The following is a 13498-nucleotide window of genomic DNA, read 5'->3' as shown; positions in this document are numbered from 1 at the left end:
ATGATAATTGAAAGAACATCTATGATTTATACGTTTTTGTAGAAGAATATACGTGAATAGTTAATAACAAACTGGTTCAGACAAAGGAGATATAATGACACACATTAATAACAAGATGGGATGGAATTTTGCTAATAGTTATGCACGTTTGCCGGAGGCATTTTACGAAAAGGCCGAACCTTCCGCGGTTCATTCGCCGGAGTTGGTCATCTTCAATCAGTCATTGGCAGCATCATTAGGATTGAATAGTGATTTGTTGCAAACAAAAGAAGGAGTGGAAATTCTTGCAGGCAATCAGGTGCCCGCTGATGCAGTGCCAATCGCCCAAGCCTATGCCGGTCATCAATTCGGGAATTTTACCATGCTGGGAGATGGGCGCGCTGTACTACTCGGTGAGCAGATTACCCCATCAGGGGAACGGTTCGATATTCAGCTAAAGGGATCAGGGCGGACACCATTTTCCCGAAGAGGTGATGGCCGGGCAACACTTGGACCGATGCTTCGGGAATATATCATCAGTGAATCGATGCACGCCCTTGGAATTCCTACTAACAGAAGTCTTGCTGTCGTTACCACTGGAGAGACGGTCATGCGGGAGACCCCGCTTTCTGGAGCTGTATTAACCCGTATGGCCGCAAGCCATCTTCGGGTCGGCACATTTGAGTATGCTGTGAGACTGGATGATAGAGAAAAACTCCAGGCCCTCGCTGACTATGCTATTGAGCGTCATTTTCCTGAAATTGAACAAAACGAAGAGCGATATCTTACGTTATTTGAAGAAGTGGTCAAACGTCAGGCAGAACTGATAGCCAAATGGCAGCTGGTAGGATTTATTCATGGAGTAATGAACACCGACAATATGACTATCAGTGGTGAAACGATTGATTATGGACCGTGCGCTTTTATGGATGAATACAATCCGGCTACCGTATTCAGTTCGATCGATGTTCAAGGCCGTTATGCATATCAGAATCAACCCGCAATCGGCCAATGGAACCTGGCACGGTTTGCTGAATCTCTTGTACCTTTGTTTCATGAAAATCCTGATCAGGCGGTTGAATTAGCTCAGGAGATTCTTGGCAAATATGAGCAGTGGTATCAACACCATTGGCTTACAGGCATGCGAAAGAAACTGGGAATTCAAAATGAAGAAGAGCATGATGAGAAGCTGGTGGAAGATCTTCTCGGCTTAATGAAGGAACATCGTGCCGACTATACCAATACCTTCCGTGCTTTAACCTTAAATAAACCAGATGATACTGCGATGGCTGGTGCAGCCGAATTCAAGCAATGGTATGAACGTTGGCAGAAGAGGTTAGAACAGCAGGAGATATCAAAAGCTTCTGCTTATCAGTTGATGAAGGAAGTAAACCCTTCCATTATTCCTCGTAACCATCGGGTAGAAGAGGCGCTTGAGGCTGCTGTAGATAAAGGTGACTATAGCGTGATGGAAAAGCTTTTAGATGTTCTTTCTGATCCTTATGCGTATTCTTCTGATCAGGAGGAATATACCAAACTGCCGGAGCCATCAAAGATCCCCTACCGCACCTATTGCGGCACATGATGACTCACTTATGCAAAGACAGTGGAGATGCCGCTGTCTTTTTATTTTTGGATCTGATAGCACACGCCCACGGAAAGCGAATCGTTTCACGTAGCCCCTTAACTCCAACAATATCTCGAAATTAAGTCTTCGACTTTTCGGATCTATTGTGGAATAATGCGGTTAGGAAAATCAACAATATCGTTTACAGTTCATACCTTTCGGTAAAATAGTTGAAAAGGAGGAATGATGATGGAAGAAAGAAAAATTGCTATCGTAACCGGAGGAGCTAATGGGATCGGAGAAGCTATCGTTACTGCTTTTGTTGAGAAAGATTATACAGTCATACTTATTGATAAAGATGAAAGAAAGGGCAGGGAAGTTTGTAAAGGATGGAAAGAAAACGGATATCAGGCAGAATTTAAATGGTGCGATGTAGGCAATTACGAAGCAGTACAGAAGTTATTCAAGGAAATTGAAAATGAATATGAACGTATCGATATTTTAGTGAATAATGCAGGAATTTCAAAATTCAAAGACTTTTGGGAGATGAGCGAGCAAGACTGGAATGAAGTCATTTCTACAAATCTAAGTAGTGTATTTTACTTAACCAAACAAGCTGCTTTACTAATGAAGGAACAGGGAGGCAGCATTATCAATATTGCATCTACGAGAGCCTCGATGGCCGAACCGCATACAGAAGCCTACTCAGCAAGCAAGGGTGGAATCGTGGCACTTACTCATTCCTGGCAATGACGTTAAGTGATTATTATATCCGGGTGAACAGTATCAGTCCAGGCTGGATAGCAACAGAGAATTATCAGGATTTAAGAGAAATCGACCATTTACAGCACCCTTCCAAAAGAGTAGGAAGACCGGAGGACATTGCAAGAGCCTGTGTTTTTCTAAGCCAGGAAGAAAATGATTTCATTAACGGAGAAAACATCGTCATTGACGGAGGAATGACCAGGAAAATGATTTATGAACATTAAATGAGGCAGGAGCGGTTATATTGTCAGGTTTATGTAAAAAGGCCCAGAGCATGTATACTCTGGGCCTCTCGATTTTTAATATTCTAATGTCCAACTGATCGCATGACAAATTCGAATAGGAACATCATGGCGATGAATACGACTGGGAAAGATAGCTCCCTTTGTTTGCCGATCGCCAGCTTGACCAGTGGATAGGCGATGAATCCAAATGCCATCCCATCAGCAATCGAATAGGTGAATGGTATCATGACAATGATCAAAAATGCAGGCATTGCTTCTGATAACTGATCCAATTCGATGTGTTTAATATTCTGTACCATCAGAGCTCCGACGATAATCAATATCGGGCTGATGGCTGTGGATGGTACCATTGTAATCCAGGGAATCAACAGTAAAGTTGCTAGGAATAGAATCGCCATCGTGATAGCGGCACGTCCGGTTTTTCCTTTGGATGCTATGACGGCTGCACTTTCAGCGGAAGATACGGTCGGCGAAGTGCCTAGAAAGCCGCTTGCCAGTGCAGAAAAAGCTGTCGCCTGGTAGGCTCGTTTGAATTTGCCTTCGTTTTTAAGCATGGCTAACTGACCATGGATTAAACCCATATTTTCAAATATCAGCACAATACTTAATGGGAAGACAGCCATCCAGAAGGTCAACGACCCGATACCGGCAAAAGATGGCATCCACACAAAACCATCCATTTCCATTGAAATCCCTTTTCCGGGCTCACCGAGCAATCCAAAAAAGTAGGCAATAACGGTACCGATGATCATCGTCACCAGGAAGTTGCCAGGTACATTTCTCGTAAAGAGAAAAATAGCGATGAATAAAGTCAACAGACTGGTGATCACCATTTCAGAAGATGGATTGCCTAGTGCAATCAAGGAATGCTCCCCTCTGACGACCAATCCGCCTTTTTCCAGACCGATCAATGTCAAAAACAACCCAAGACCCACGGTGATTGCATGCTTCAGCGAGTCGGGAATCGCTTCTTTCAGCCACTCGCCAAGCTTCGTGAATGCTGTCAAAAGAAATATCAAGGATGATACAATAACAACAGCCAGTCCTTCCTGGAAGCTCATGCCAGTGCCTTCGACGATTGTATAAGCGAACAGGGCATTGACCCCCATTCCAGGTATCAGTACCATCGGGGCATTTGCAAGCAATCCCATCAGCAACGTACCGACAAAGCTGGCAAGAATCGTAGCGACCATGGCATTTTCCACACCAATTCCGGCATCATTCAAAATCGAACTATTGACCGCTACAATGTAGACGGTCGTGAAGTAGCCGATGAAACCAGCCAGAACGTCATTTTTCCACTGGGAAGCATCGATGTCATGTTTATGCTTGTTAAACATGGTGTACTCCTCTATAATATTGTAGCCCTCTCCCACCCGGTTGTTCATGCAACCCACAAAATTTAATTATAATACGTAATAGGCATTCTGGCAAACTTATTATCTTTCAGGAAAAAATAGTATAGAAAACACCTGTTCAAGTAAACGGTTTCTCGCTAAAATAGAATAGGGCATAAGCTTATGTGAACGCTATCCATAACTGCTTATCTCATGGAAGGGAAAGGTGAAATATGAAATTCAAATCAGTTTTCGATATTATGGGTCCTGTCATGATTGGACCATCTAGTTCGCATACAGCAGGAGCAGCTCGAATCGGACGGGCTGCCCGAAATCTCTTTGGCCGGGAACCGAAATGGGCGGAAATCCATTTATATGGTTCTTTTGCCAAAACATATAAGGGACACGGTACAGACGTGGCTATCGTGGGCGGGCTGCTGGACTATGATACGCACGACACGAGAATTAGAGAGGCTTTAGAAACTGCTAAACAAAAAGGAATTAAAATAAGGTTCCATGAAGAAGATTCTCATACCGACCACCCTAACACTGCAAAGATCCGCATCGGCGACGATGATGGAGACCTGGAGCTTGTAGGTATTTCGATCGGTGGAGGGATGGCGGAAATCACTGAGTTGAACGGTTTTGAATTACGCTTGTCTGGTGGCCACCCGGCAGTATTGCTCATCCATAACGACAGGTACGGAGCGATCGCTTCTGTAACTGCAATTCTTGCACGCCATGAAATCAATATCGGCCATATGGAAGTTTCCAGGAAACAAGAAGGACAGCAGGCATTAATGGTCATCGAAGTCGATCAAAATATAGATGAAAATATTTTGAAAGAGCTGGAAAGGGCCGACCATATCCTCCAAGTGGCTAAGATAGTCGATTAATAGAAAGGGGCATGTTTAATGTTTCGTAATGTAGCTGAACTCGTCGAAATGGCGGAAAGTGAAGGCATTCAAATATCAGAAGTGATGATTCGTCAGGAGATGGAAGTAAAAGAAAGAACCCGGGAAGAGGTTTTCGGGCAGATGGAACGTAACCTGGATGTCATGGAAAAAGCTGTCGAGGATGGTCTCAAAGGAGTAAAATCCCATAGTGGTCTAACAGGCGGCGATGCTGTACTTATCCAGGAATATATGAAAAACCATGAACCATTATCAGGTACTATCCTGCTTGATGCGGTCAGTAAGGCGGTAGCGACGAATGAAGTGAATGCTGCCATGGGTACTATTTGCGCGACTCCGACAGCCGGTAGTGCCGGATGTGTTCCCGGTACACTGTTTGCGGTGAAAAATAAATTAAATCCGACGAGAGAACAAATGGTGCGTTACCTGTTTACTTCTGGGGCGTTCGGGTTCGTCGTAGCTAATAATGCTTCGATCTCCGGTGCTGCAGGAGGATGTCAGGCAGAAGTCGGATCGGCGGCTGGAATGGCAGCTGCTGCAATTGTCGAGATGGCAGGTGGTACGCCATCACAATCGGCTGAAGCAATGGCAATTACATTAAAGAATATGCTTGGCCTCGTCTGTGATCCGGTTGCCGGCCTCGTGGAAGTACCATGTGTCAAACGTAATGCGATGGGAGCTTCTAATGCCGTTACAGCTGCTGATATGGCATTAGCCGGCGTAACAAGCCGCATCCCTTGCGATGAAGTGATCGATGCGATGTACAAAATCGGGCAGACCATGCCAGTAGCATTGCGTGAGACAGCACAGGGAGGCCTGGCTGCAACACCGACAGGAAGAGAACTAGAAGCGAAAGTGTACGGAATTTCTTTGAAGAAAGAGTGATTATGTGTTGACGCAACCAGTTTCCGAGGTGAACGGAGTAGGGGAAAAAGTAACGGAAACCCTGAATGAACTAGGTATATATACCATTGAAGACCTCATGTTCTATTTTCCCTATCGTTATGACACATATGAGGTCAAACCGTTGACGGAACTAGTTCATGATGAAAAAGCGACCATCGAAGGGGAGGTCATTGGAGAACCTTCCCTTACTTTTTATGGCCGTAAGAAATCCAGGTTGACGATGACATTGCAGGTAGAACAATTCGCTGTCAAAGCAGTCATGTTCAACCGCGCGTTTGCAAAGAAACAAATCAACCCCGGTGATATAATTACCGTAACGGGCAAATGGGATCAGCATCGACTGCAAATAACAGTCAGTCAGTATAAGAAGGGTCGTGCTGAAGCTCAAAACCCGATCCAGCCGGTCTATTCCTTGAAAGAAAGCATCACCATGAAAAAAATGAGGAAGCTGATTCTCCAGGCACTGGAAGACTATGGGGAAGAGGTTACGGAAATTTTACCCGAGCATTTGATGGAGAGCTATAAGCTGCCGGAACGGTCGGCTGCTTTATGGCAAATGCACTATCCTGAAAGCAGGGAGTTATTAAAGCACGCCCGGAGAAGATTCACTTATGAAGAGTTTCTGGTTTTCCAGCTTAAGATGCAGCTTTTACGTAAATTGAAACGAGAAGCCACTGAAGGGAATAGGCAGGCTTATGACAATGATAAGCTGACAACTTTTGTGGATTCGTTCCCATTTGAATTAACGAAAGCTCAAAAGAAGTCACTGGCAGAAATTTTAAAAGATATGAAATCGCCCCATCGTATGAACAGGCTGCTGCAGGGAGATGTCGGTTCAGGGAAGACGGCTGTCGCTGCCATCGCCTTATATGCAACGATTACAGCAGGTAACCAGGGCGCATTAATGGTGCCTACTGAAATTCTGGCTGAACAGCATTACGAATCGTTGCAGCAGATGTTCGGGGACCGGGTGAATATAGTATTATTGACAGGCTCAATTAAAGGGAAACAGCGAAAAGCAGTACTGGAAGAAATAAGCACCCAGGAGGCAGACATCATTGTTGGAACCCACGCCCTGATCCAGGACGAAGTGATGTTTTCCAAGCTGGGATTAGTGATAGTCGATGAGCAGCACCGTTTTGGTGTCAATCAGCGGCGGACATTAAGGGATAAAGGTTTGCATCCGGATGTATTATTCATGACCGCCACCCCTATTCCACGAACGCTTGCGATCACAGCCTTTGGCGATATGGATGTGTCTGTCATTGATGAAATGCCAGCAGGCCGCAAACCGGTTGAGACATACTGGGTAAAAGGGGATATGATGGACCGGGTCCTGCAGTTCATTAACAAAGAAGTAACGCAAGGCCATCAGGCTTATGTCATATCTCCATTGATAGAGGAGTCCGATAAACTGGATATCCAGAATGCTGTCGATCTCCATCACCAGCTACAGACCTACTATGAACCGGATATTTCTGTCGGCTTGATGCATGGTCGTCTCCATCAGGATGAAAAAGAAGAAGTCATGCAGCAGTTTGTCGATAATGACATCCAGGTTCTCGTTTCGACGACCGTAGTAGAAGTAGGCGTCAATGTACCCAACGCCACAGTAATGGTGATTTACGACGCGGAACGATTCGGCCTCAGTCAGTTGCATCAGCTCAGGGGACGTGTCGGTCGTGGGGATGCCCAAAGCTATTGTATTCTTTTGGCTGAACCCAAAGGTGATATTGGCAAAGAACGGATGCGGATCATGACCGAAACGACAGATGGTTTTGAATTGTCTGAGCAGGATCTTCAACTGCGTGGCCCTGGTGACTTTTTTGGAAAGAAACAAAGTGGAATTCCAGAGTTCAAGGTCGGTGATATGGTCCATGATTACCGTGCTCTGGAAACAGCCCGCAAGGACGCGGCGGATATCATAGAGACGAACCAATTGGATACCGAGGAAGCATGGAGCTCTTTACGGGAATTGTTATTTCGAGACGAAGCATTGCAAGGAGAAATACTAGATTGATAAAGAGGATAGGGTTGTTTCAGCGCAAAAGCTGATCCACCAATTTAATTAGCTTTATTTTGGCTTGGGTCAGACTTTGTCCCTGAAGCAGCCCTTTTTATTTTTTTCGTGCTTTTGGAACAGGGTGTAAATTTCTACATATTTTTGAACTGCATTGCTAATTTAGGAAAAATTTGATAGAATTTTAAGAAAATTCCCCAAAAAACTTAATGATTTAAACAGCCAAAGGAGTGTTGCATCTATGAAACTATTTCTTTCAGTAGACATGGAAGGAATAACCGGTCTCCCTGATTACACGTACGTGGATTCATCGGAACTTAATTATGACCGGGCCCGTCGCATCATGACAGAGGAAACGAATTACGTCATCGAGGCGGCTGGAAAATTCGGCTGCGAAGATATTTTAGTGAACGACAGCCATTCGAAAATGAACAACCTGCTGATCGACGAGCTCCATCCGGAAGCTCATCTGATTACAGGGGATGTGAAACCGTTATCAATGGTTCAGAGCCTCGATGATAGCTTTGCGGGGGCGATGTTCATCGGGTATCATGCCAGAGCAGGGCAGCGCGGGGTAATGTCCCATTCGATGATTTTTGGAGTAAGAAATTTTTACATAAACGATGTCGAGGTAGGGGAACTTGGCTTTAACGCATACGTTGCCGGATATTATGGCGTCCCTGTTTTATTAGTCGCCGGTGATGATTGCGCCGGACAGGAAGCTGAATCACTAATTCCAAACATAACGACAGCGGTTGTAAAAGAAACCATTTCCCGCTCAGCAGTCAAAAGTCTGACACCAGTCAAAGCAGGAGAACTTTTGCAGGAAAAAGTGACAGAGGCACTGAAAAAACGTCACCTGGTCAAACCCTTGACCCCGCCTGACAATCCCGTATTACGAATAGAATTTACCAATTACGGACAAGCGGAATGGGCGAACCTGATGCCGAATACTGAAATTGAACCAGGCACCACAATTGTGAAATACCAGGCAAAAGATATCATAGAAGCTTATCAGGCGATGATCGTCATGACCGAATTGGCGATGCAAACGTCTTTCAGCTAGGGAGGGTGCCTGTATGACGAAATACATAATGAAGCGATTTCTAATTATGATCGCAACGGTATTGATCATTGCGACACTTACATTCTTTTTGATGCATGCGATTCCTGGTTCTCCACTCAACCAGGAAAGAGGCACCAACGCAGCAGTTCAGGCAAACCTGGAAGCCCACTACCATTTGGATGAGCCGTTATTTATCCAGTACCTTATTTACTTGAAATCTATTGCGACCCTGGACTTCGGCCCTTCGATCAAACACCCTACAGAAACAGTCAATGACTTATTGGGACGAGGATTTCCAATTTCTTTTGAGTTAGGAATAGTTACGGTCCTGGTGGCCCTTATATCCGGAATTATTCTCGGCGTGCTGGCAGCGCTCAGACATAACGGCATTATCGATTATTTAGCGATGACCTTAGCGGTGCTGGGAATTTCAATCCCGAACTTTGTACTGGCAACACTGTTGATTCAAAAGCTCGCTGTCGATTGGGGGATTTTCCCTGCTGCGACATGGTCCAGCCCGACTCATATGGTGCTGCCTACACTGGCACTGGCTACAGGTCCGATGGCAATTATCGCAAGGCTTACGCGATCCAGCATGTTGGAAGTGTTGACCCAGGATTATATTAAGACGGCAAAAGCAAAAGGCTTGAAACCATATAAAATCATTTTCAAACACGCGTTGAAAAATGCCTTGATGCCTGTGGTTACCATACTTGGTACCCTGTTGGCCGGTATCCTGACAGGGACGTTTGTCATCGAAAAAATATTCGCTATTCCTGGAATGGGAAGATACTTCATCGAAGGCATTAACCAGCGGGATTATCCTTTGATTATGGGGACGACCGTATTTTACAGCTTTTTCTTAGTCTTTATGCTGTTCTTAGTCGATATCGCATACGGACTCTTGGATCCTAGAATCAAAATGCATAAGAAGGAAGGGGAATGAGCATGAATCACCTTGCGGAAGAACAAAAAACAAAGCATTCTCCTGCAGTCCATGATATTCCTGATGAATGGTTTAAACCCAAAGAAAAAAGCCAGAAAGATTCAGAAAAGGTAGTACGTCCATCGCTTTCCTACTGGCAGGATGCCTGGAGGAGGCTGGTCAAAAATAAGCTGGCCATGGGCGGTTTGGTATTTTTGATATTTCTAGCTTTGCTGGCTATCTTTGGGCCAATTTTATCTCCATATACCGTTCAAAACGGTCCGTTGGCTAACCAGAATCAGCCGCCTTCCGCCAGCCACTGGTTTGGCACCGATAACCTGGGAAGGGATGTATTTACGAGGACCTGGTACGGGGCACGGATTTCCTTGTTTGTCGGTTTGATGGCAGCACTGATCGATTTCTTCATCGGGGTCGTGTACGGCGGCATTGCCGGCTATAAAGGCGGACGTACCGACAGCACCATGATGCGTATCATTGAAATCCTTTACGGCTTGCCATACTTGCTGGTAGTAATTCTGCTTTTGGTTGTCATGGGCCCAAGCCTCTTGACCATCATCATTGCTCTCACGGTGACAGGATGGGTTGGAATGGCGCGGATTGTACGCGGACAGGTACTACAGATTAAGAATTATGAATTTGTGTTAGCTTCCCAGTCATTTGGGACAAAAACCTGGCGGATCATCCGGAAGAATCTGCTTCCTAATACGATGGGGCCAATCATTGTCCAAATGACATTGACAGTACCGACAGCTATTTTCGCAGAAGCATTTTTGAGCTTTCTGGGGTTGGGAATCCAATCCCCTTATGCCAGCTGGGGAGTAATGGCTAATGATGCTTTAGGCACCATATTATCCGGCCACTGGTGGCGACTGTTTTTCCCTGCATTTTTCATATCTGCAACTATGTTTGCATTCAACGTACTTGGAGACGGGCTTCAGGATGCACTGGATCCTAAGCTCAGGAGGTGACAACATTGGAAAAATTACTGGAAGTGAAAGACCTTGAAGTTTCCTTTTTGACTTATGGCGGGGAAGTACAGGCCGTAAGAGGAGTCAGCTTTGACTTATATAAAGGTGAGACGCTTGCGATAGTCGGGGAATCCGGCTGCGGGAAAAGCGTGACTGCCAACTCGATAATGCGGTTGATTCCTCAGCCGCCAGGAAGGATTACGAATGGAACGATACAATTCAAAGAAAAAGAGTTGCGCAATCTTCCTGAAAAACAAATGCGAAAGATCAGAGGAGTGGATATTTCCATGATCTTTCAGGATCCGATGACCGCATTGAATCCTACGTTGACGGTAGGCAACCAGCTGACCGAGGGACTGAAACAGCATACATCCGTCTCTAACCAGGAAGCGACACAAAAAGCTGTAGAAATGCTGGAATTAGTCGGTATTCCTAATCCGGAAGAAAGACTTGGTTTATATCCCCATCAGTTCAGTGGAGGAATGAGGCAGCGGATTGTCATTGCGATGGCATTGATCTGTGAACCAGAACTCTTGATTGCTGACGAACCGACTACGGCGCTTGATGTAACGATTCAGGCGCAAATCCTGGAACTATTCGAGCGTATCCAGGAACAGACCGGGGTAGCTATCATACTGATTACCCACGATTTAGGTGTTGTCGCTAAAATAGCCGACCGGATCGCTGTTATGTATGCTGGTAAGATTATCGAGGTTGGGACGAAAAAAGAAATATTCTATCGTCCCCAACACCCCTATACAAATGGTTTATTGACTTCTGTGCCGCGGTTGGACCGTAGGGAAGGGAAACTGATACCAATTGACGGAACACCTCCGGATTTATTTTCCCCACCGATCGGATGTCCATTTACAGCGAGATGTCCGAAAGCGATGGAAGTGTGTGAGCGGGTTTACCCTATGCAAACAGACCTCAGTGAAACGCACCAGGTCGAGTGCTGGCTCCAGGACGAGCGGGCGATCAAATTGTTGGCTTCCAAGTGAAGCCTCAAGATAAATACATACCTAGAAGGGAGAACGTAACATGAAAAAATGGCTGATGATGTTTTTAGCCGTAATGGTGGCAGTAGTTTTGTCCGCCTGTACGACAAGTGGCAGCTCTGGGAGTGACGAGCAAAAAGAAGGAGAGGGCAATGGTGAAGCTTCAAGTGAAGAGAAAGTACTAAAGCTGAATAATGGTACGGAACCTACTTCCCTGGATCCTCCGATTGGTTTTGATTCGTATTCCTGGAATGTGTTGAACAACTTAATGGAAGGGATGACCCGGCTGGATGAGTCCCATGAGCCTGCAGCAGCGACTGCGGAAAAATGGGAAGTTTCAGAAGATGGAAAAGTATATACATTCCATATTCGTGAAGATGCCAACTGGTCAAATGGTGACCCGGTTACAGCTGGAGACTTCGAGTTTGCCTGGAAACGTCTGCTTGATCCTGAGACCGCCTCTCCGGCAGCCTTCCTAGGCTACTTCATTGAAGGGGCAGAAGCTTATAACACGGGAGAAGGCTCCAAGGAAGATGTGATGGTAGAAGCTGTGGATGAGAAAACGTTGAAAGTGACATTAAAAGCCCCTACAGGCTATTTCCTGAATGTCATTTCCAATCCTGCTTTCTTCCCAATCAACGAAAAGGTTCAAAGCGAAAATGAAGAGTGGTACGCAGAAGCTGATTCCTTTGTAGGAAACGGACCGTTCAAAATAGCAGAGTGGAAGCATGACAGCAAGCTGGTCATGGAAAAGAACGACGAGTACTGGGATGCAGAAACCGTCAATCTGGATAAGGTAGAGTGGGCAATGGTCAACGATACCAACACAGAATATCAAATGTATGAAAGCGGTGACCTGGATACCTCTGGCATTCCGAGCGAGATGGCAGAACAACTGCTGGATAATGAAAATGTAGTGATTGAAGATCAGGCAGGAACATATTTCTACCGCTTCAATGTCAACGAAGAACCGTTTACTAATGAAAAAATCCGCAAAGCGTTCGCAATGGCTGTCAACCAGCAGGACATCGTGGAATATGTAACCAAAAACAAGGAAGAGCCGGCTTATGGCTTTGTATCCTATGGCTTTACCGATCCAGCGGGCAATGATTTCCGTGAACAAAATGGCAAACTTGTCGAGCATGATCCGGAAAAAGCAAAACAGCTGTTAGAAGAAGGAATGGAAGAAGAAGGATATGAAGAACTTCCTCCAGTCACGTTAACTTATAATACCAGTGACTCCCATAAAGCAATCGCAGAAACAATCCAGAACATGTACAAGGAAAATCTGGGTGTCGATATCACACTGGAAAATACCGAGTGGAATGTGTTCTTGCAGGATCAAAAAGATTTGAAGCATCAGTTATCCAGAAGCTCCTTCCTTGCTGACTATGCTGACCCGATCAACTTCCTGGAAAGCTTTACAACGGATTCTTCTATGAACCGTACTGGCTGGTCCAATGAGGAATATGACAAATTGATCGCGAATGCGAAGAACGAAGCAGATGAAGAGAAGCGTTTCGAATATATGTATGAAGCAGAGAAGATTTTATTTGAAGAAATGCCAATCTTCCCGATCCATTTCTACAACCAGGTTGTGTTGCAGAAGGATAAAGTGAGCAATATCGTCCGTCATCCAGTCGGATACTTGGAATTAAAATGGGCAGATATCAAGTAATAGGTGAAAGAAAATAGTTTTCTAATGTGTTAGATATAAAGAGGGACGGGGGCAGGCGCCGATGGAAGCACGGTCTGGGAACAGATCAATGGCTGATCCTTGCTCCCGT

General features: G+C 45.2%; 10 protein-coding genes and 1 pseudogene. 10 read left to right on the top strand and 1 reads right to left on the bottom strand.

The genetic code is table 11. From position 1 onward, the window contains the following. Nucleotides 1–94 precede the first annotated feature (94 nt). The gene (locus ACGTN9_RS08270; RefSeq protein WP_499591864.1) at nucleotides 95–1564 is read left to right on the top strand and encodes a protein adenylyltransferase SelO; all 1470 of its coding nucleotides are present in this window, start codon (nucleotides 95–97) and stop codon (nucleotides 1562–1564) included. A 228-nt stretch (nucleotides 1565–1792) separates the two neighbouring features. Then, nucleotides 1793–2535 (top strand): annotated as a pseudogene (locus ACGTN9_RS08265) (SDR family NAD(P)-dependent oxidoreductase). 83 nt (nucleotides 2536–2618) lie between these two features. On the opposite strand, the gene ACGTN9_RS08260 reads toward ACGTN9_RS08265, so the two are convergent. Continuing rightward, nucleotides 2619–3896, bottom strand: a complete 1278-nt coding sequence (locus ACGTN9_RS08260; protein ID WP_499591863.1) for an NCS2 family permease — start codon at nucleotides 3894–3896, stop codon at nucleotides 2619–2621. 230 nt (nucleotides 3897–4126) lie between these two features. Between ACGTN9_RS08260 and sdaAB the strand changes: the two genes are divergently transcribed. The 8 genes from sdaAB to ACGTN9_RS08220 all read left to right on the top strand — a co-directional run bounded on the left by sdaAB (nucleotide 4127) and on the right by ACGTN9_RS08220 (nucleotide 13389). Beyond that, complete coding sequence (sdaAB, locus tag ACGTN9_RS08255; RefSeq protein ID WP_499591862.1) at nucleotides 4127–4789, top strand: L-serine ammonia-lyase, iron-sulfur-dependent subunit beta; 663 nt, start codon at nucleotides 4127–4129, stop codon at nucleotides 4787–4789. An 18-nt stretch (nucleotides 4790–4807) separates the two neighbouring features. After that, nucleotides 4808–5692 carry an L-serine ammonia-lyase, iron-sulfur-dependent, subunit alpha gene (sdaAA, locus tag ACGTN9_RS08250; protein ID WP_028782740.1) on the top strand — a complete coding sequence of 295 codons (885 nt, stop codon included), beginning with the start codon at nucleotides 4808–4810 and terminating at the stop codon, nucleotides 5690–5692. Between the two features lie 4 nt (nucleotides 5693–5696). After that, nucleotides 5697–7733 (top strand): ATP-dependent DNA helicase RecG, encoded by a 2037-nt coding sequence (recG, locus tag ACGTN9_RS08245; protein ID WP_499591861.1) that lies wholly within the window; start codon nucleotides 5697–5699, stop codon nucleotides 7731–7733. Between the two features lie 241 nt (nucleotides 7734–7974). Further along, entirely contained in the window at nucleotides 7975–8799 is an 825-nt protein-coding gene (dppA, locus tag ACGTN9_RS08240) for a D-aminopeptidase DppA (RefSeq protein WP_499591860.1), read from the top strand. A gap of 13 nt (nucleotides 8800–8812) precedes the next feature. Continuing rightward, nucleotides 8813–9745, top strand: coding sequence for an ABC transporter permease (locus ACGTN9_RS08235; protein ID WP_499591859.1), 933 nt, complete (start codon nucleotides 8813–8815; stop codon nucleotides 9743–9745). Next, a complete protein-coding gene (locus ACGTN9_RS08230; RefSeq protein WP_499591858.1) occupies nucleotides 9742–10713 on the top strand; it encodes an ABC transporter permease in 972 nt (323 codons plus the stop codon). Before ACGTN9_RS08235 ends, ACGTN9_RS08230 begins: the two co-directional genes overlap by 4 nt. Nucleotides 10714–10718: 5 nt before the next feature. After that, nucleotides 10719–11714 carry an ABC transporter ATP-binding protein gene (locus tag ACGTN9_RS08225; RefSeq protein WP_499591857.1) on the top strand — a complete coding sequence of 332 codons (996 nt, stop codon included), beginning with the start codon at nucleotides 10719–10721 and terminating at the stop codon, nucleotides 11712–11714. Between the two features lie 40 nt (nucleotides 11715–11754). Beyond that, the gene (locus ACGTN9_RS08220) at nucleotides 11755–13389 is read left to right on the top strand and encodes a peptide ABC transporter substrate-binding protein (protein ID WP_499591856.1); all 1635 of its coding nucleotides are present in this window, start codon (nucleotides 11755–11757) and stop codon (nucleotides 13387–13389) included. Nucleotides 13390–13498: the final 109 nt, after the last annotated feature.

This window comes from Halobacillus sp. B23F22_5 (assembly GCF_043497085.1).
Classification (GTDB): Bacteria; Bacillota; Bacilli; order Bacillales; family Halobacillaceae; genus Thalassobacillus.
The sequence above is the reverse complement of the archived record's forward strand: the minus strand, read 5'-3'. Positions and strand labels throughout refer to the sequence as shown.

Coding starts and splice junctions, on each gene's coding strand:
- ACGTN9_RS08270 (WP_499591864.1), top strand. CDS start 95: ATGACACACATTAATAACAAGATGGGATGGAATTTTGCTAATAGTTAT.
- dppA (WP_499591860.1), top strand. CDS start 7,975: ATGAAACTATTTCTTTCAGTAGACATGGAAGGAATAACCGGTCTCCCT.
- ACGTN9_RS08230 (WP_499591858.1), top strand. CDS start 9,742: ATGAGCATGAATCACCTTGCGGAAGAACAAAAAACAAAGCATTCTCCT.
- ACGTN9_RS08260 (WP_499591863.1), bottom strand. CDS start 3,896: ATGTTTAACAAGCATAAACATGACATCGATGCTTCCCAGTGGAAAAAT.
- ACGTN9_RS08220 (WP_499591856.1), top strand. CDS start 11,755: ATGAAAAAATGGCTGATGATGTTTTTAGCCGTAATGGTGGCAGTAGTT.
- sdaAA (WP_028782740.1), top strand. CDS start 4,808: ATGTTTCGTAATGTAGCTGAACTCGTCGAAATGGCGGAAAGTGAAGGC.
- sdaAB (WP_499591862.1), top strand. CDS start 4,127: ATGAAATTCAAATCAGTTTTCGATATTATGGGTCCTGTCATGATTGGA.
- ACGTN9_RS08235 (WP_499591859.1), top strand. CDS start 8,813: ATGACGAAATACATAATGAAGCGATTTCTAATTATGATCGCAACGGTA.